Below are 18,320 nucleotides of genomic sequence, written 5' to 3'. Positions count from 1 at the left end.
AAAGAAGGCAGGTTGACATGCGCACCGAGGCCCCCTTGTACCGACACCAGGTCCTCTTCCTCTCCCAGAACTTCTTCATCAAGGACAACCGCGCCGAACTGCTGCTGCACGCGCACAAATACGATTTTGACATCCGTTTTTTCAGCGAAGTGGCCGAATTCACCGCCGCCGTCGCGGCCGACCACGGCGCCAGCCTGTTCGTGATCGACCTCGACGCCCTGCACAATATGCAGGCCGACCTGCACGACAGCCGCAAGACCCTGATGCTGGGCGAGCTGCTCGAACGCCTGCCGCCCGGCCATGAATACGTCTACCTGCAGTCGAGCCGCCAGGGCAGCCGCTTCCTGCTCCAGCAACGCCTGGTGGACAGCAACTGCCTGGCCTATGCCGAAAAGCCGATCGCCAACGACGTCCTGGTCGACAGGCTGTTCAACCTGTTGGCCCGCACCGGACGCGGCGACCCGGTGTCGCTCGTTTACCTCGGCGCGCCGGGCGACCTGGATACGGCGGCGCTGCTGGCGCAGCGGGTCGAGGTGGTCCATCACCCGGACGCGACCACGCTGCACCTGCGCGTCAAGGAGCTGCAGCCCGACCTGGTCGTGATTCTCGATGACGAGTACCGGCGCCTGGACGCGCTGGCGCGGGTCATGAAGAAGAACATCGAGGCCGATCCGGTGCGCGAGATCGTGCTGCTCCAGCGCCGCCCCGACGATGCGCTGGCGCGGCGCGCGCTCGGCGACGGCTTCGACACCGTCCTGCAGGCCAGCGGCGGCCTGGTCGAAGCGCAGCTGGCCAGCCGCGCCGCCAGGATCCGCGTCAGCAAGGACCTGATCGGCAAGGACCGCGCCACGGGCCTCCTGAACAAGGTGGGCCTGCAGCGCAAGACGCAAGACCTGATCCGGCAAGCCACGCTCGAGGGCAAGCCGCTCGCCTTCGGCGTGATCGACATCGACAAGTTCAAGACCATCAACGACACCTGGGGCCACCACTTCGGCGACATCGTCATCAAGCGCCTGTGCCTGTGCCTGGCGCCGCGAATGGGCGAGCGCGACCTGCTGGCGCGCTTCGGCGGCGAGGAATTCGTGGTCGTGTTCTGGGACTGCGCGCTCGACGCGGCGTGGCGCCGGCTCGACGCGCTGCGCCAGGCCTTCGGCGCGGTCGGGTTCCAGGTGGCGCCGGGCGAGGCGCGGCATTTTTCGTTCAGCGGCGGCCTGGCCGCGTTCCCCGAGCACCGCAGCGAGAACGCGCTGTTCCTGCGGGCGGATGCGATGCTGTACACAGCCAAGGAGACCGGCCGCAACAGGATTTGCTCTACATGAGCAATCCCGTCGTCTCGTCGGCCAGCACGATCGCTTCGTATTGTCGTCGCACCATCCCCTCGCCATACAGGCGCTCCAGCCGCCGCACCGCGAAATGCCCGCGGCTCATGTTCTGGAAATGGTCGACGAACAGCAGGTTGATGGTCGCGCCGCCCACCGCGCCCAGGGCCGGCACCAGCATCGCGGCGCCTTTTTGCGTGACGTGCACCTGGAAGCGCGCCGCCACCGTGGCGATCAGGCGCAGCAGGGCCGGCGTCGTGGCGGCGTTGGCCGACCTGGCCGCCAGCGCCTGGGCGGCGTCGCTCACCGCCCGCGCCAGCGCGATGCGCATCGCGAAATAGCCCGAATCGGCGGCATCGTCAGCGCCGCCCGGTCCGCCCATGGCCAGCACGCGCAGGCATTCCAGCCGGGTTTCGGCATCTTGCGGACGTTCGCCATTGGCGCGCGCGATCTCGGCGATCGAGCGCAGCATGATGACGGTGGACAGCGGCAGGTCGACCAGGAGGCCCGGAAGGCCGAACACGCCGGCCACCCCGCCCGACACGCTCGCCGCGAACTTGTGCAGGCGCGGGTACGATGCCTCCTTGCCGCCGTCGGGCAGCGTGGACAGCGCTCCCGTCATCGCATACTGCAGCGCATGCTCGGTGGCCTCGCCCACCCGCTTTTGCCACGGCGCCGGCAGGCGCTCGATGGCCGCTTCGATCGGCGAGCCGACCAGGTTGCTGATGCGCGCGGCCAGGCCGGGGGTCTCCAGCAGGCGCTTGGCCTCGTGCAGCTCGGCCAGGTGTTCGGCATTCATGTTCATGGCGGTCTCCTCGCGAAAAAAGGTGACGCAATACCGCGGTCAGCCCGGCAAATCGGTCAGCTTGCCCAGGCAGCGGCGCTCGAAACTGTCCAGGCCTTCGGTCACGAGCGCATCGTCCTCCAGCACCACGCGGGCGTCGAGCAGCAGCCGCAGCTTGGCGATCCGGTCGCCGCGTTCGAGCGTGCGCGCCAGCGGCGAGGCATCCGGCTGGCCGACGCCGGCGATGCCTTCCACCACGTCGGGCGGAAATTCCCAGTGGGCGGCGATGGTCGACGACAGGCTGCGGCTGACGTCGAACAGGCGCCGGCCGAAGTCGCTGGAACCGGGAATCTTGCCATTTTCGACCGCCCGCTCGGCCAGGCGGAAGGCCACCACCAGCCCCAGGTTCTGCATCAGGCCGGCCAGGTAGGCTTCGAACACGCCGGCGCCCAGGCCCGGCGCCATCAGGCTCGAGGCCAGCGCGCATTTCTCGGACTGGTTCCAGACCAGCGGCGCGGCGTGGCGCGCGAAGCCCTGGTCGGCCATCCTGATCAGGGGCCGGAAGGCGATCCGGGCCAGCAGCATGCGCAGGCCGTTCTGGCCGATCATCATGAGAGCGGCGTCGAGCGACTTCACCGCCTGCAGCGGCCGGTAATAGGCGCTGTTGGCCTCGCGGATCACCTCGGCCACCAGCACCAGGTCCTGCTCGACCTGGCGCGCCAGGTCTCCGGTCGAGACCTCGTCGTCGGCCAGGTCGCGCAGCAGCTTCGGGATCAGCTCAGGGATACGCGGCACCAGGCCGCTGGCGGCCAGCGGGTCGGCCGCCAGCGTGCGCACCAGATCGAGGATGTGCTCCTCGACCTCCGCTCCGGCCTGGTAACCGCCGGATGCGGTCAGCCAGCGGTAATAGGCGGCGTCGACCTGGACGCCATAGTCACCTTCCGCCGCCTCGACCTGTGCAGCGGAGGCGCTGGCGTCGGGCGCTTTGTCGGCGCTGCTCAACATGCGATTGATCCAGTTTTTCATGGCGTGTGCCTGACTATCGATAATCGCAGCATTGTAATGCCTGACGCGTGATTACTGCACCGCGTCCGCCAGCCTTTGTTCCTGCCAGCCGCCGCCCAGCGCCTGGATCAGCGACACCGCCGCCGTCTGGCGGTCGGCCTGCACCTGCACCAGCGAACGGCGCGCGTTCAGGGCCGTCACCTGGGCCTGCACCACCTCGGTATAGCTGACCTGCCCCGCCTTGTAGCGGTTCAGGATCTGCTCTTCCACCAGGCCGGCCGCCTCGGCCGCCTCGGCCCGCAACTGCTGCTGCTGTTCCAGCACGCGGGTGGCGGACAGGCCGTTCTCGACGGCGGCGAAGGCGTCCAGGGCCACCTGGCGGTAGCGCGCCACGGTCGCCTGGTGGCGCGCCTCGGCGCCTTCCACGCTGGCGCGGGTGGCGCCGGCATTGAAGATGGTCTGGGCCGCCGACAGGCCGAACGACCAGGCCGCGGCGGACGCCGAGAACAGGTCGCCCACCCGGCTCGTGTTGTTGCCGTAGGAAGCGGACAGGCCGAAATTCGGGAAGTAGGCCGAGCGTGCGACGCCGATGTCGGCATTGGCCGCCGCCACATCGCGCTCGGCGGCGGCGATGTCGGGACGGCGCTGCAGCAGGGTCGAGGGCACGCCGACCGGCACGTCCGGCACCGACACGTGCCATGGCGCCGGCGGCAGCGAGAAGCTTGAGGGGGTCTGGCCGACCAGCACCGCGATCGCGTGCTCGAGCTGGGCGCGCTGGTTCTGCAGGCCGAGCGCTTCGCTGCGGGCATTGGCGAGCTGGGTCTGGGCCTGCAGCACGTCGGAGCGCGCCGCGATGCCGGCTTCGAAACGGTTCGAGGTGATTTGCAGCACGCGCTCGTAGCCTTCGATGGTCGCGGCCAGCATCTCGCGCTGGGCGTCGGTCTGGCGCAGCGAGAAGTAGTTGATCGCCAACTCGCCCTGGGCCGCAAGGACGGCGCTGGCCAGGTCGGCGGCGGTGGCCTGGGCGCTGGCCTCGGCGCCGGTCACGGCATTCCTCAGGCGGCCGAACACGTCCGGCTCCCAGCTGGCGCCGATCTGCAGGCGGTACGCATTATCGGCGCTGCGCTCTCCCCCGCCGGCGCGATCCGCGCCGGCGCCCAGCGACACCACCGGGAACAGCGAGGCGCGCTGCTGCGCCACCAGCGCGCGCGCCTGGGCGTAGTTGGCGACCGCCACCGCCACGTTCTGGTTCGCGGCCTCGACCTGCCTGGCCAGCCGGTCGAGTTCGGGGTCTTCGAACAGGGTCCACCAGGGGCCGCGCTCGAGCGCGTCGGCCGGCGCGGCCGGCACCCAGCCTGCGGCCTCCTTGTAGGCGCCCGGCAGCGCCGCGCCGGCGGCAAGCGGGTCCGGGCGTTCGTAGGCCGGACCGACGGCGCAGCCGGCCAAGGTGGCGCTAAGCGCACCGGCAAGGGCGAGCAGGGAAAGACGGAATGGAAGCTGTTGTCGCATAGTGGTCATGGTTTGGCCAGTGACGGACCACCCTCGTCTTCATGAGGGTGGCGCGTCAGATTGTGTTCATCGGGTTTGCGCGTGCGCAGCTTGTCGAGCAGGACGTAGACCACCGGCGTGGTCAGCAGGGTCAGGAGCTGGCTCGCGACCAGGCCGCCGATGATGGCGATGCCCAGCGGGCGGCGCAACTCCGAGCCTTCGCCGAAGCCGATCGCCAGCGGCAGCGCGCCCAGGGCCGCGGCCAGGGTCGTCATCAGGATCGGGCGGAAGCGCAGCATGCAGGCCTCGCGCACCGCCTCGGTCGCGGAGAGGCCGCGCGCGCGTTCGGCTTCGAGCGCGAAATCGATGATCAGGATCGCATTCTTCTTGACGATGCCGATCAGCAGGAACACCCCGATCAGGGCGATGATCGAGAACTCCATCTTGAACAGCAGCAGCGCCAGCACCGCGCCGACGCCGGCCGACGGCAGGGTCGAGAGCACCGTCACCGGGTGCACCAGGCTCTCGTACAGGATGCCCAGCACGATATAGATGACGACGATCGCGGCCAGGATCAGCAGCGGCTGCTCCTTGCTCGACTCTTGCGCCGCCGCCGCCGTGCCCTGGAAGCTGCCGCGCACATTGGTCGGCATGCCGATATCGGCTTCGGCCTGGCGCACCGCGGCCTCGCCGTCGGTCAGCGAGAAGCCCGGGTTCAGGTTGTACGACACCGTGGTCGCCAGTTCCCCGTCCTGGTGGTTGACCGAGGTCGGCGTGGCGCTTTCGGCGAAACGCGCGATCGCCGACAGCGGCACCATGGTGGCGGCGGCGCTGGCCAGGGCCTGCCCGCCGGACGGGTCGCGCGCCGCGGTGAGATAGGCGGTCGACGAGGTCGAGGCGCCGGCGGCGCCGGCGGCGGCGGCCGTGCCGGTGCCGGTGGAGACCGCGCTCGAGGCCCCGCCGGTCGGCCGCGCCGGGACGTAGACGTCCTTCAGCGCTTCGGGCGACTGCGCGTATTTCTGGGCCACGCCCATCACCACGTGGTACTGGTTCAGCTCATCGTAGATGTTCGCCACCTGACGCTGGCCGAAGGCGTTGTACAGGGCATTGGTGACGTCGCGCGTGGTGATGCCCAGGCGCGCCGCCGATGCCTTGTCGATGGTGACATAGGTCTCGACGCCGTTCTCGGCCTGGTCGGTGTCGACGTCCACCAGCGCCGGCTGCGCCTTCATGGACTCGGCCAGGCGCGTGGCCCAGGTCTTGAGGTCTTCGGCGTTGTCGCTCTTGAGCGTGTACTGGTAAGTCGAGTTGCTGGAGCGCCCGCCCATGCGCAAGTCCTGCACGGGATTCAGGAAGATCGTGATGCCGGTGACCTTCGCCATCTGCGGACGCAGGCGCGCGATCACGGCCTGGGCCGCGACGTCGCGCTCGCCCACCGGCTTCAGGTTGACGAACATGAAACCGCCGCCGGCGCGCCCGCCGCCGGTGAAGGCGACGACCGTGTCGACCGCCGGATCCTTGCGGATGATCTCCACCAGCTGGTAGATCTTCTGCTGCATGGCCTGGGACGAGATACTCTGGTCGGCGCGGATGCCGCCGTTCATCTGGCCCGAATCCTGCTGCGGGAAGAAACCCTTGGGGGCGCTGGAGAACAGGTAGACGTTCAGCGCCACCGTGAACAGCAGGATGATCATCACCAGGAGTTTACTGTCCAGCGCCCAGTCGAGCGCGTGCTCGTAGGTGCGCAGCACGCGCGCAAAGCCAGCTTCGGACCAGCGCGCGAGGCGCCCCGGCTGCTTGTCCTTGTCTTCCTTGCGCAGCAGCCAGGCGCACATCATCGGCGTCGTGGTCAAGGAGATCACCAGCGAGATCAGCACCGCCGCCGACAGCGTCACCGCGAATTCGCGGAACAGCCGTCCCACCTGCCCGCCCATGAACAGCAACGGAATGAACACCGCCACCAGCGACAGCGAGATCGACAGCACGGTGAAGCCGACCTCGCGCGCGCCCAGCAGCGCGGCCTGCATGCGGTCCATGCCGTTTTCGATATGGCGCGCGGTATTTTCGAGCACCACGATGGCGTCGTCGACGACGAAGCCGGCCGCCACCGTCAAGGCCATCAGCGACAGGTTGTTGAGCGAGAAGCCGAGCGCGTACATCACGCCGAAGGTGCCCAGCAGGGACACCACGGTGGCCACCGCCGGCACCACGGTGGCGCGCAAGGACCGCAGGAACACGCTGACCACCGCCACCACCAGCACGATCGACAGCACCAGGGTGAACTCGATCTCGTGCAGCGAGGCGCGGATCGAGTTGGTGCGGTCCGAGGCCACCGCCAGGCTGATGTCGCCCGGCAGCTGGGCCTGCAGGGACGGCAGCAGGTCGCGGATGCCGTCTACGGTCTCGATCACATTCGCCTCGGGCTGGCGCGTGACCAGCACGATCACCGCCGGCTGGCCGTTGAACAGGCCCAGCGTGTACACGTTCTCGGGGCCGTCGAACACCGTGGCCACGTCGGACAGGCGCACGGCGGCGCCGTCGCGCCAGGCGACCACCAGGTCCTTGTAGTCGCTGGCGCTGCGGCCGTCGCCGCCGGCCGGCTGCGAATAGATCTGCAGCCGGTTGCCGTTGCCCTCGATCTCGCCCTTGGGGCGGTTCGGATTGCTGGCCTGGATCGCGGCGCGCACGTCTTCGCTCGAGACGCCATAGCGGTTCATCGCATACGGCACCAGTTCGACCCGCACCGCCGGCAGCGAGCCGCCGCCGATCTCCACTTCGCCCACGCCCTTCACCTGGGCCAGGCGCTGCTGGACCAGGTTCGACACCGATTCATAGATCTGGGCCGGCGATTTGGTCTTGGAGGTCAGCGCCAGAATGATCACCGGCGCGTCCGACGGATTGGCCTTGCGATAGGTCGGGTTGCTGCGCAGCGTCGCCGGCAGGTCGGCGCGCGAAGCGCTGATCGCCGCCTGCACCTCGCGCGCGGCGGCGTCGATCTGGCGGTTCAGCTCGAACTGCAGATTGATGCGGGTCGAACCGGTGCTGCTGCTCGAGGTCATCTCGTTGACGCCGGCGATCACGCCCAGCCGCCGCTCGAGCGGCGTGGCCACGCTCGAGGCCATGGTTTCCGGACTGGCGCCCGGCAGCGAGGCCGACACCGACACGGTCGGATAGTCGACCTGGGGCAGCGGCGCCACCGGCAGCACGAAATAGGCGCCGATGCCGGCCAGCGCCAGGCCGATCGTCAGCAGGACCGTGGCGATCGGGCGCTCGACGAAGGGGCGCGACAGGTTCATGCGCCCGCCCCTTCCGTCTTATGGGGGGCCTTGCCGGTCCAGCGCCGCGCGGTACGATCAAAAGCGAGATAGATCACCGGGGTGGTGAAGAGGGTCAGCAGCTGGCTCAGGATCAGGCCGCCGAAGATGGCCAGGCCGAGCGGCCGGCGCAGCTCGGCGCCTTCGCCGGTGCCGAGCATCAGCGGGATGGCCGCGAACAGCGCCGCCAGCGTCGTCATCAGGATCGGGCGGAAGCGCAGCAGCGCGGCCTGCCTGATCGCCACCAGCGGCGACTTGCCCTCCTCGCGCTCGGCCTCGATCGCGAAGTCGATCATCATGATGGCGTTCTTCTTGACGATGCCGATCAGGAGGATGATGCCGATGATGCCGATCACGCCCAGGCCCTGGCCGCTGACCCACAACGCCAGCAGCGCGCCGACGCCGGCCGACGGCAGGGTCGACAGGATGGTCAGCGGGTGGATGTAGCTCTCGTAGAGCACACCCAGCACGATGTAGACGCAGACGACGGCGGCCAGGATCAGCCACAGCTGGTTCGACAGCGAGGCCTCGTAGGCGCCGGAGGCGCCGAGGAAGGTCATGCTGACCGAGGCCGGCATGCCGATCTCCTCGGCGGCGGCGCGGATCGCGCTCACGGCCTGGCCCAGCGACGTGCCGGAGGCGGTGTCGAAGCCGACCGTCGCCGCCGGATACTGGGCCACGTGGATCACCTGCAGCGGCGCCTGGCGCTCGCTGATGGTGGCGATCGCCGACAGCGGCGTCGGCTGGCCGGAACCGGTGCGCAGCTGCAGGCGGCCGAGCGCGGCGATCGACATCGCCTCGTCCTGCTGCGCCTCCAGGATCACGCGGTACTGGTTGGTCTCGGTGAAGATGGTGGACACGATGCGCTGGCCGAAGGCGCTGTACAGCGCGTCGTCGATCGAGGCGGCCGTGATCGACAGCCGCGACGCGGTGTCGCGGTCGATGTCGATGAAGGCGGCGGCGCCGGTCGCGCCGGCATCGGTGATCGCCGTGCGCAGCTCGGGCAGGCTGCCGATCTTCTGCGTCAGCCGGCGCGCCCACTCGTTGACGGTGTCCTCGTCGGCGCCTTCGATCGACAGCCGGTACTGGGTCGGGCCGCTCTCGGCGTCGATGGTCAGATCCTGGGTCGGCTGCAGGAACAGCTGCAGGCCCGCCACATTGGCCACGCGCTGGCGCAGGCGCTGCATGGTCTCGAGCTGGTCGCCGCGGTCGGCCTTCAGGTTGATCAGCATGGTGCCGGTGTGCAGCATCGTGTTGTTGGCGGCGTCGACGCCCACGCAGGACGCCACCGAGGCGACTTCCGGGTCGGCCATGATTTGCCGCGCCGCTTCCTGCTGCAGTTTCGCCATGTCGGTGTACGAGATCGATTGCCGCGCCTGCACCCGCGCCTGCAGCTGGCCGGTGTCCTGGGTCGGGAACAGCCCTTTCGGGATGACCGTCCACATCAGGGCGGTCAGGACCAGGGTGCCCAGCGCCACCAGCAGGGTCAGGCCCTGGCGCTTCAGGACCCAGCCGAGCATCACGTCGTAGCGCTCGATGACGCGGTCAAAGAAGGCCTGGAACCGGATGGCGAACCTGCTCGGCTTTTCTTCCTCGTGGCTGCGCAGCCAGCGCGCCGACATCATCGGCACCAGCGTCAGCGACACCACGCCCGAGATCAGGATCGTGATCGCCAGCGTGACGGCGAATTCGCGGAACAGGCGGCCGACCACGTCGCCCATGAACAGCAGCGGGATCAGCACCGCGATCAGGGACACGGTCAGCGAGATGATCGTGAAGCCGATCTGGGAAGCACCCTTGATCGCGGCCGCCATCGGTTTTTCGCCCTTTTCGATATAGCGCGCGATGTTCTCGATCATGACGATCGCATCGTCGACGACGAAGCCGGTGGCGATCGTCAGCGCCATCAGCGACAGGTTGTTGAGGCTGTAGCCGAGCAGGTACATCACGCCGAAGCTGCCGATCAGCGAGATCGGCACGGCGAGACTGGCGATGATGGTCGCGCGCAGGCTGTGCAGGAAAGCGAAGATCACCAGCACCACCAGCACCACGGCCAGCAGCAGTTCGATCTGCACGTGCTTGACCGAGGCCCGGATGCCGGTGGTGCGGTCGCTCAGCACGTCCATGCGCAGCGCCGTCGGCAGGCCGGCCTGCAGCTCGGGCAGGCGCGCCTTGATCGCGTCCACGGTGGCGATCACGTTGGCGCCCGGCTGGCGCTGGACGTTGAGGATGATCGCCGGCTTCATATTGGCCCAGGCGCCCAGGCGCACGTTCTCGGCGCTGTCGACCACCTTCGCCACATCGAGCAGCTTGACGGGCGCGCCGTTGCGGTAGGCGACGATCAGGTTTTGATAGTCGGGGACGGTGACCAGCTGGTCGTTGGCATTGATCGCATACGAGCGGGTCGGGCCGTCGAAGCTGCCCTTGGCGCTGTTGGCGTTGGCGGCGCTGATCGCGGTGCGCAGGGTGTCCAGCCCCAGGCCATAGGAGGCGAGCGCTTCGGTATCGGCCTGGATCCGCACCGCCGGCCGTTGGCCGCCCGACAGCGAAACCTGGCCCACGCCCGAGACCTGGCTGATCTTGAGCGCCAGGCGCGTGTTGACGAGGTTCTGCACCTCGGTCAGCGGCAGCGTGTCCGAGGTGATGGCCAGGGTCAGCACCGGCGCGTCGGCCGGGTTGACCTTGGCGTAGACCGGCGGCGCCGGCAGGTCGGTCGGCAGCAGCGAGCCGCCGGCGTTGATCGCGGCCTGCACTTCCTGCTCGGCCACGTCGAGCGTCTCGCCCAGCGCGAACTGCAGGGTGACGATCGAGACCCCGGCGGCGCTGGTGGAGCTCATGCGGGTCAGGCCGGCCATCTGGCCGAACTGGCGCTCCAGCGGCGCGGTGACGGTGCGCGCCATGACTTCGGGACTGGCGCCCGGGTACAGGGTCTGCACCTGGATGGTCGGGAAGTCCACCTGCGGCAGCGCCGACAGCGGCAGGAAGCGGTAGCCGACCAGGCCCGAGAGCACGATCGCCAGCATCAGCAAGGCGGTGGCGACCGGGCGGTTGATGAAGGGAGTGGAAGGACTCATCGGATGCTCCCCGCGCGCTCATCGCGGCGCCGCAACATCATTGCTGCGCTCCCTGGGCCGGACGGCCTGCGCCCTGGCCACGACCCTGGCCCTGCCCCTGCCCCTGGCCGCGCGCGCCGGCGCCGGCCGGACGATCGCCCGGCAACACCACGCTGGCGCCGTCACGCAGGCGGTCGGCGCCTTCGGTGATCACCTGCTCGCCCACCTTCAGGCCGCTGGCGATCTGCACCTTATCCACGGTCGCCTGGCCGCGCTGGACGATGCGCAGCGCCACGGTGCGCGCTTCCGGATCGAGCACGTACACGAAGTCGCCGTTGGCGCCATGGCGCAGCGCCGTCACCGGCACCACCACCGCGTCGCGCAGGGTGTCGACGGTCAGGCGCAGGTTGACGAACTGGCTCGGGAACAGCTTGTTGTCGCCATTGGCGAAGCGCGCCTTGGCGCGCACGGTGCCGGTCTGGGTGTCGACCTGGTTGTCGAGGGCGATGAAGCTGCCGGTGGCCAGCGCCTCGGTGCGGGTGCGGTCCAGCGCGGTGGCCGGCAGCTTCGCGTCTTGCGCGATGCGTCCCTGCAGCGTCGGCAGGTGGTCTTGCGGGACGGCGAATTCGACGTCGATCGGCGACAGCTGGGTGATGACGGCGATGCCGGTCGCATCGCCGCTGCCGACCAGGTTGCCCACGTCGACCGTGCGCAGGCCGACGCGGCCGCTGATCGGGGCGCGCACGGTCGCATAATCCAGGTTCAGCTGGGCCGTGCCTTCGGACGCCTTGTCGGTCATCACCGTGCCTTCGAGCTGCTTGACCAGCGCGGCCTGGGTATCGACTTCCTGGCGCGCGATCGAATCCTGCTCGAGCAGGGTGCGGTAGCGCGACAGCATCAGGCGCGCGCTCTCCAACTGGGCTTCGTCGCGCTGGCGCTGGCCGCGCGCCTGCAGCAAGGCCATTTCGAACGGGCGCGGATCGATCGTCGCCAGCACCTGGCCCTGCTTGACCAGCTGGCCCTCGGTGAAATGGATCTTCTGGACCACGCCCGAGACCTGCGGACGCACGGTGGCGGTCGCCGCGGCGACCACGGTGCCGAGCGCGTCCAGGGTCACCGGCAGGTCGGCCTGCTGGGCGGTCGCCACGCCCACCGTGGTGGCCGGGCCGCCCCGTCCACCCGGACCGCGCCCGCCGCCCGGGCCGCCGGGGCCGCCGGCCGCCATCCCCGGCCCACCCGCGCCACCGGGGCCGCCCGCCGGCTGGTGGGTAAGCCACCAGGCGAGGCCGCCCAGCGCCACCATCGACAGCACGGCGATCACCCCGCCGATGAGGCGGGCGCGCCGGGTGCGGGCGGGACGGTCGGTGATTGGATGGGGCGGGAGATGCTGGTCCATGCTTGTCCTTGTTCTATAGATTTGATACTTGCGCAATACGGGTCACAATGACTTTAGCATGGCCGTTTCACTCACAATGTTTCGTAACGTACACTGCTCTTCCACTGAAACCGTGCGTTTCCACCCGCCTTAACGCCGATTTACACAGTTCGCCTCTATTTAGGCGACGTAAACGAAAAACGGGCGCGAGATTCCGCTCGCGCCCGCCAAAACACTGTATTAATCAGTTACAAACTGCTTACAAGATTGCTCACCAATTGCCGCAGAAGCAATGGGCCACCGCCGCGAACGGCTTGCGCTCCTGAGTCAGTTCAGACAGGAAGGCCATGTCTTGCGCCACCTGGCCGACCGGGCCCGCCGGAATCGCCTGTTCGACCAGGCCCAGCTTGACCTGGATCGTCATCGCCTGCGCCGCCGAGGCGCCGGCCATCTGCAGGAAGCGCTCCACGCGCGTGACCGGACGCTCGACGTAGACCACGCGGTAATCCTTGGCCAGCTTGGCGCGGCCGGCGGCCGAGGCCAGGGCGTCGTTGTAGCTGCCCAGGCGGTCGACCAGGCCGCGCTCCTTGGCCTGGGCGCCGGTCCAGACGCGGCCCTGCCCCACTTCGTCGATTTTCGCCTGCGTGGTCTTGCGCGCCGCCGCCGCCTTGCTGGTGAAGTCGGCATACACGTTGTTGATGCTCTGCTGGACCAGCTTCTCGAAACGCGGATCGAGCGGACGCAGCGGATTGTAGGCGTCGGCCAGCCAGGTGGTGGTCACGCCCTCGGTGCGCACGCCCAGCTTGTCGGCCACCTTGTCGGCGGTCGGCAGCAGCGCGAACACGCCGATCGAGCCGGTGATGGTGGCCGGGTCGGCGATGACTTCGTCGGACGCCATCGAGATCCAGTAGCCGCCCGACGCCGCCACGCTGCCCATCGACACCACCACCGGCTTGCCGGCGGCGCGCGTCAGTTCCAGCTCGCGCCGGATCAACTCGGAACCATAGGCGCTGCCGCCGGGCGAATCGACGCGCAGCACCAGGGCCTTGATCGAATCGTCTTCGCGCGCCTGGCGGATCAGGTTGGCCGTGGCGCGACCGCCGATCACGCCGGGACCGCCGGCGCCGTCGGTGATGGTGCCGGAGGCAACGATCACGCCGACCGCGTCGCCGAAGGCTTTCTGCGGATGGCGCGCCAGGTATTCATGGAAGCTGATCTGGCGGAACGACTTGATGTCTTCTTCGTAGACGCCGCGCTTGACCATCAGCGCGCGCAACTCGTCGCGGGTCTTGAGGCCGTCGACCAGCTTGGCCTGCAGGGCGACCCTGGCGGCGCTGCCGCCGGCCGCTTCCATGCGCTCGGGCAGCGTGTCGATCATGCTGGCCAGCGCTCCGTCGGGCAGCTTTCGGTTCTTTTCGACCAGGCCGGTGTAGCCGGCCCACATCGCGTTGTACAGGTAGGCGTCGGCCTCGCGCGCGGCGTCCGACGGGCCGTTGGCGATATACGGCTCGGCCGCGCTCTTGTAGGTGCCGACCTTGACCAGGTTGACCGTCACGCCGACCTTGTCGAGCGCGTCGCGGTAGTAGTTGCGGCGCCCGCCGAAGCCCTCGATCAGCACCATGCCCATCGGGTGGACGTAGACTTCGTTGGCGTGCGAGGCGACCAGGTAGCGCTTCTGGTCGTACTGGCCGCTCCAGGCCACGACCGTCTTGCCGGCCTTCTTGACGCGCTCCACCGCGGCGCCGAACTCGCGCAGCATGGCCATGCCGCCGCCGTTCATCTCGTCCAGCAGCAGCACCACGCTGGTGATGTTGGGGTCGCGCGCGGCGTTGTCGAGCACCTGGGTCACGTCGCGCAGGCGCACGGTGCGCTTGCTGTCGCCGCCCACGTTGTCGAGCACCGTGTCGCGCAAGGTGGTCTCGTACTGCTCGACCAGGTCGCCCTTCACCTCGACCACCAGCGCGGTCTTTTCCGACAGCGGCTTGACGCCGCCGCCGAAGAACATCGCGACGATCAGGACGAGGATCAGCAGGAACAGCAGGTTGAAGAAGGTGCGGCGGGTCACGTCGAGCGCGGTCCACAGGAACACGAACCCGCGCCGCAACGCGCTCAGGGGCTTGAAGGCCATCGAAACTCCAGTCTAGGTCAAGGAAGCGGTCGGGCGACCTGCCCGTCCCCGGCGACGCCAGGGACGCGATGCGAGATCGCATACAAGCCGGCAAACACCAGTATGCCGTTAATCAACAGTAATTCCAGCCCGAGGCGGTAAGCGCCGAGCAGATAAGCCTGATTGTACTCAAGGATCGCGCACAGGACGGGTGCGCCGATCGTCACCAGCGGGACCAAACGGTCGTTCGGCATGCGCGCGGTCAGCATGCCGAAGGCGAACAGGCCGAGCAAGGGGCCGTAGGTATAGGCCGCCAGCTTGAGGATCACGCCGATCATGCTCGGATTGTCGGCCGCCTTGAAGCCCAGCACCAGCAGCAGGAACAGGAAGGCGAAGCCCAGGTGCACGCGGCGGCGCAGGCTTTCGGCCTGGGCCTGGGTCAGGTCGGTGCGGCGCTTGATGCCGAGCAGGTCGATGCAGGTCGACGAGGTCAGCGCCGTGATGGCGCCGTCGGCGCTGGGGAACAGGGCCGAGATCAGGGCGATCAGGAAGATGATCTGCAAGGCCGCCGGCAGGTGGCCCATCACCACCGCCGGGAAGATCTTGTCGCCCGTGGCGGTCACGCCGACCATCGGCGCATACAGGTACAGCAGGCCGCCCAGGAACACGAAGGACAGCAGCACCACGACCAGCACCGCGGTCAGGGTCAGCATGTTCTTCTGCGAATCCTTCAGGGTCTTGACCGAGATGGTCTTCTGCATCATTTCCTGGTCCATGCCGGTCATGGTGATCGTGATCAGGGCGCCGGCGATGATCTGCTTGAGCCAGAAATTGGGGCTGTCGACGTCATGCGTGAAGACGTTGGCCAGGCCCTGCGACTGCATCTGGTTCAGGCTTTCCGGGATCGACATGTTCAGTTCGCCCAGCAGGATCCAGACGCACGCGAACAGGCCGAACAGCATGCAGCTGGTCTGCAGGGTGTCGGTCCAGACGATGGTCTTCACCCCGCCCTGGTAGGTATACAGCAGGATCATGCCCAGCACGACCAGGGTGCTGAGCCAGAACGGCACGCCCAGGCTGTCGAGGATGATCGCCTGCAGGATGTTCACCACCAGGTACAGGCGCGCGGTGGCGCCCAGCAGGCGCGAGACGATGAAGAAGCCGGCGCCGCTCTGGTAGGCGCGTCGCCCCAGGCGCACGTCGAGGTAGTGATAGATCGAAGTCAGCTGCAGGCGGTAGTACAGCGGCAGCAGCACGTAGGCCACGGCGATGTAGCCGATCACGTAGCCGATCACGATCTGGGCATAGCCGAAGCCGTCGACGCCGACCGCGCCCGGCACGCTCACGAACGTGACGCCGGACAGGGTGGTGCCGACCATGCCGAAGGCGACCAGCATCCAGTTGCTGCTCTTGTTACCGATGAAGAAGCTGTCGTTGTTGGCGCCTTTCGAGGTGGCCCAGGCGACGCCGAGCAGCAATGCGAAATAAGCGATGAGGATGCAGAAGAGGAGTAGCGGGGACATGGGATGCCGAGGTTGACGTTTCGCTCAGCAATATACACCCTGCGCCGCGCTGGCCCAAGGGCCGGCGCTCAGGCACGCCATCGATCCGCCGCTCAGATTTCTTCGCCGCGCACCCGCGTGAAGGGGCCGATGCAGGCCTCGATCGAGGCTTCGGCGCACAGCAGGAACAGCGTGCCGGACGGATGGAAGCGCACGAAATGGGTGGCGTTGGCGCCCGGCTTCATGACGTTGCCGGAGCAATCGGGCTTGCCGTTGTCCTTGGTGACGCGGTCGGTCAGGCGATAGAAGCCGTCGGGATCGGGCTCGTTGGGGATCGTGTAGACGCTCTCGGAAATCTCGGCGGCGCTGGTGACCAGCGTGGTGCCGTCGGCGCGGAAGCGGTAGGTTTCGAGGCAGTGGGTAGCGGGCACCGCGAGGCGCCAGATGCCGAGGATCGGATGGTCGGCGGCCGGGCCCTTCTGCGCCAGCGCCGGCGGGCAGGCGCCCAGCAGGGACAACAGCAACAGGCTGGCAACTGTGCGCATGGCGGGCTCCTTCGCGGCCGGATGGCGCCTGCCCGGGGCCGGACAGGCGATGCCATTATTGCATCGGCGCGGCGGGGATGGCGCACGCGCCATCCCTCCCCTTCGACGGATCAGCCGTTCTCGGCGCCGGTCTTCGGCTTGGCCGGGCGGCGCGCGCGCGGCGCTGCCTTGCGCGCCGGCGCCTTGTGGGCCGGACGGGCCGTTTTCTTGCGCGCCGGCTTGGCGTCGTCCTGGGTTTCGTCGCGGGTCTCTTCCGACACCGGCTCGGCTTCCGGCTGTGCGGCATCGGCCTTGGCCTCGGCTTCGGCCGCTGCCGGCACGGCGGCGGCCTCCTCGGCCACGACCGCCAGCGCGGCCTGTTCCGCCAGCTTCTTGGCGGACGGCTTGCGCGGCGTGCGGCGGCGTTCCTTGACCGGGGCCGCTTCGGCCGGCGCAGCTTCGGCCGGCGCTGCGTCCTGGGCGGCGGGCGCTTCCGGCTCGCTCACGAACAGCGTCGGCTGCGAGGCGGGCTGCGCGAGGGCCTCGGCGTCGCTCACGACCGGTTCCAGCAGGGCCGGGATCGGCGCCGAGGCCGGCGCCGCTTCGGCGCGACCGCCCTTGCGGCCACCGCGGCCACGGCCCCGGCGGGTGTCGGGCTTGGCTTCTTCGGCCACGCCTTCGACCGGGGCGATGGCATCGACCAGGTCCTGGACCACGGCGTCCGGCGCCTGGGCGACATCCTGCGCGGCAGTGTCGACGGTCGGGACCAGGGCCGGCGCGTTGGCGCTGCGGTAGACGTAGGTGCCCGACTTCTCGTCGCGGCCGAACTCGAACAGGCCGCGGGTCTGCGCTTCTTCGAGCAGGTTGCCGAAGGTGCGGAAGCCGTAATAGGTCTCGGAAAAGTCCGGACGGCGGCGCTTGAGGGTGTCTTTCAGCAGCGAAGCCCAGATCTTGCCGGTGTCGCCGCGCTCGGATACCAGGGCGTCGAAGGTCTCGACCACCATGTCCAGCGCCTGCACCTTGCGCGCCTCGAGTTCTTCCTTGCGCTTGTCGTCGCTCGCATTGGGGCGCCGCGTCGACTGGCCCTTGCGCGCCTCCTGCTCTTCCTTGCGCTTGGCGGTGGCGCGGTTCTTTTCGCGCACCAGGTCGTCGTAGAAGATGAATTCGTCGCAGTTGGCCACCAGGAGGTCGGAGGTCGACTGCTTGACGCCGACGCCGATCACCTGCTTGGCGTTCTCGCGCAGCTTGGAGACCAGCGGCGAAAAGTCGGAGTCGCCGCTGATGATGACGAAGGTATTGACGTGCGACTTGGTGTAGCACAGGTCGAGGGCGTCGACCACCAGGCGGATGTCGGCCGAATTCTTGCCCGACTGGCGCACGTGCGGGATCTCGATCAGCTCGAAGTTCGCCTCGTGCATGGCCGCCTTGAAGCCCTTGTAGCGGTCCCAGTCGCAGTAGGACTTCTTGACCACGATGCTGCCCTTGAGCAGCAGGCGCTCCAGCACCGGCTTGATGTCGAATTTCTCGTAGTTGGCGTCGCGCACGCCCAGTGCGACGTTTTCGAAGTCGCAGAACACCGCCATGCTGATGTTGTCGGAAGATGAGGCCATGAGTTGTTGTTTTCTGGTAATAAGTGGACAAGCTAACGGCGATTATACGCAACCGCCGGGGCTTTTCACCGTCCCGCTTGCTCACATGCCCGCGCGCATCGGCGCGCCACCGTTTCCATGCCGGCATCCGGCGACGTTCCGACTTGTTTCATTCGACGAAGCAAGGCATTTACCAATCGTGCATACAAGAAGCGTGACCGCTTCAATTGTACGTTTAACACGCCCGCTTCTGCCCTATA

11 protein-coding genes are annotated in these 18,320 nt (G+C 68.2%); 1 reads left to right on the top strand and 10 read right to left on the bottom strand.

Annotation, left to right across the window (positions count from 1 at the left end; translation table 11 throughout):
- Positions 1–17 precede the first annotated feature (17 nt).
- Positions 18–1,319: a GGDEF domain-containing protein gene (locus tag ABIB42_RS04565; protein WP_184239367.1), complete on the top strand. Its 1,302-nt coding sequence runs from the start codon at positions 18–20 to the stop codon at positions 1,317–1,319.
- On the opposite strand, the gene ABIB42_RS04560 is transcribed toward ABIB42_RS04565, so the two are convergent.
- From ABIB42_RS04560 to ABIB42_RS04515, 10 genes are all read right to left on the bottom strand, one after another.
- The gene (locus ABIB42_RS04560; RefSeq protein ID WP_429247958.1) at positions 1,312–2,124 is read right to left on the bottom strand and encodes an EcsC family protein; all 813 of its coding nucleotides are present in this window, start codon (positions 2,122–2,124) and stop codon (positions 1,312–1,314) included. The two genes, ABIB42_RS04565 and ABIB42_RS04560, sit on opposite strands and share 8 nt — an antisense overlap.
- A 39-nt stretch (positions 2,125–2,163) precedes the next feature.
- A complete protein-coding gene (locus ABIB42_RS04555) occupies positions 2,164–3,129 on the bottom strand; it encodes an HDOD domain-containing protein (RefSeq protein WP_429247957.1) in 966 nt (321 codons plus the stop codon).
- 51 nt (positions 3,130–3,180) lie between these two features.
- Positions 3,181–4,626: an efflux transporter outer membrane subunit gene (locus tag ABIB42_RS04550; protein WP_429247956.1), complete on the bottom strand. Its 1,446-nt coding sequence runs from the start codon at positions 4,624–4,626 to the stop codon at positions 3,181–3,183.
- On the bottom strand, positions 4,623–7,892 hold the full coding sequence (locus tag ABIB42_RS04545; protein WP_429247955.1) for an efflux RND transporter permease subunit: 3,270 nt from the start codon (positions 7,890–7,892) through the stop codon (positions 4,623–4,625). The genes ABIB42_RS04550 and ABIB42_RS04545 overlap by 4 nt, the downstream gene beginning before the upstream one ends.
- Positions 7,889–10,984: an efflux RND transporter permease subunit gene (locus tag ABIB42_RS04540; RefSeq protein WP_429247954.1), complete on the bottom strand. Its 3,096-nt coding sequence runs from the start codon at positions 10,982–10,984 to the stop codon at positions 7,889–7,891. The genes ABIB42_RS04545 and ABIB42_RS04540 overlap by 4 nt, the downstream gene beginning before the upstream one ends.
- A gap of 37 nt (positions 10,985–11,021) precedes the next feature.
- Complete coding sequence (locus ABIB42_RS04535) at positions 11,022–12,359, bottom strand: efflux RND transporter periplasmic adaptor subunit (protein WP_429247953.1); 1,338 nt, start codon at positions 12,357–12,359, stop codon at positions 11,022–11,024.
- A gap of 250 nt (positions 12,360–12,609) precedes the next feature.
- Entirely contained in the window at positions 12,610–14,466 is a 1,857-nt protein-coding gene (gene sppA, locus ABIB42_RS04530; RefSeq protein ID WP_429247952.1) for a signal peptide peptidase SppA, read from the bottom strand.
- A 17-nt stretch (positions 14,467–14,483) separates the two neighbouring features.
- The gene (locus ABIB42_RS04525) at positions 14,484–15,968 is read right to left on the bottom strand and encodes a sodium:solute symporter (RefSeq protein ID WP_005666505.1); all 1,485 of its coding nucleotides are present in this window, start codon (positions 15,966–15,968) and stop codon (positions 14,484–14,486) included.
- Positions 15,969–16,060: 92 nt separating this feature from the next.
- The gene (locus ABIB42_RS04520; RefSeq protein WP_005666503.1) at positions 16,061–16,492 is read right to left on the bottom strand and encodes a hypothetical protein; all 432 of its coding nucleotides are present in this window, start codon (positions 16,490–16,492) and stop codon (positions 16,061–16,063) included.
- A 110-nt stretch (positions 16,493–16,602) separates the two neighbouring features.
- Entirely contained in the window at positions 16,603–18,081 is a 1,479-nt protein-coding gene (locus ABIB42_RS04515; RefSeq protein WP_071362043.1) for an NYN domain-containing protein, read from the bottom strand.
- Positions 18,082–18,320: the final 239 nt, after the last annotated feature.

The organism is Massilia sp. UYP32 (genome assembly GCF_050434365.1).
Taxonomy (GTDB): domain Bacteria; phylum Pseudomonadota; class Gammaproteobacteria; order Burkholderiales; family Burkholderiaceae_D; genus Telluria; species Telluria timonae.
The sequence above is the reverse complement of the archived record's forward strand: the minus strand, read 5'-3'. Positions and strand labels throughout refer to the sequence as shown.

Coding starts and splice junctions, on each gene's coding strand:
- ABIB42_RS04565 (WP_184239367.1), top strand. CDS start 18: ATGCGCACCGAGGCCCCCTTGTACCGACACCAGGTCCTCTTCCTCTCC.
- ABIB42_RS04560 (WP_429247958.1), bottom strand. CDS start 2,124: ATGAACATGAATGCCGAACACCTGGCCGAGCTGCACGAGGCCAAGCGC.
- ABIB42_RS04555 (WP_429247957.1), bottom strand. CDS start 3,129: ATGAAAAACTGGATCAATCGCATGTTGAGCAGCGCCGACAAAGCGCCC.
- ABIB42_RS04550 (WP_429247956.1), bottom strand. CDS start 4,626: ATGACCACTATGCGACAACAGCTTCCATTCCGTCTTTCCCTGCTCGCC.
- ABIB42_RS04545 (WP_429247955.1), bottom strand. CDS start 7,892: ATGAACCTGTCGCGCCCCTTCGTCGAGCGCCCGATCGCCACGGTCCTG.
- ABIB42_RS04540 (WP_429247954.1), bottom strand. CDS start 10,984: ATGAGTCCTTCCACTCCCTTCATCAACCGCCCGGTCGCCACCGCCTTG.
- ABIB42_RS04535 (WP_429247953.1), bottom strand. CDS start 12,359: ATGGACCAGCATCTCCCGCCCCATCCAATCACCGACCGTCCCGCCCGC.
- sppA (WP_429247952.1), bottom strand. CDS start 14,466: ATGGCCTTCAAGCCCCTGAGCGCGTTGCGGCGCGGGTTCGTGTTCCTG.
- ABIB42_RS04525 (WP_005666505.1), bottom strand. CDS start 15,968: ATGTCCCCGCTACTCCTCTTCTGCATCCTCATCGCTTATTTCGCATTG.
- ABIB42_RS04520 (WP_005666503.1), bottom strand. CDS start 16,492: ATGCGCACAGTTGCCAGCCTGTTGCTGTTGTCCCTGCTGGGCGCCTGC.
- ABIB42_RS04515 (WP_071362043.1), bottom strand. CDS start 18,081: ATGGCCTCATCTTCCGACAACATCAGCATGGCGGTGTTCTGCGACTTC.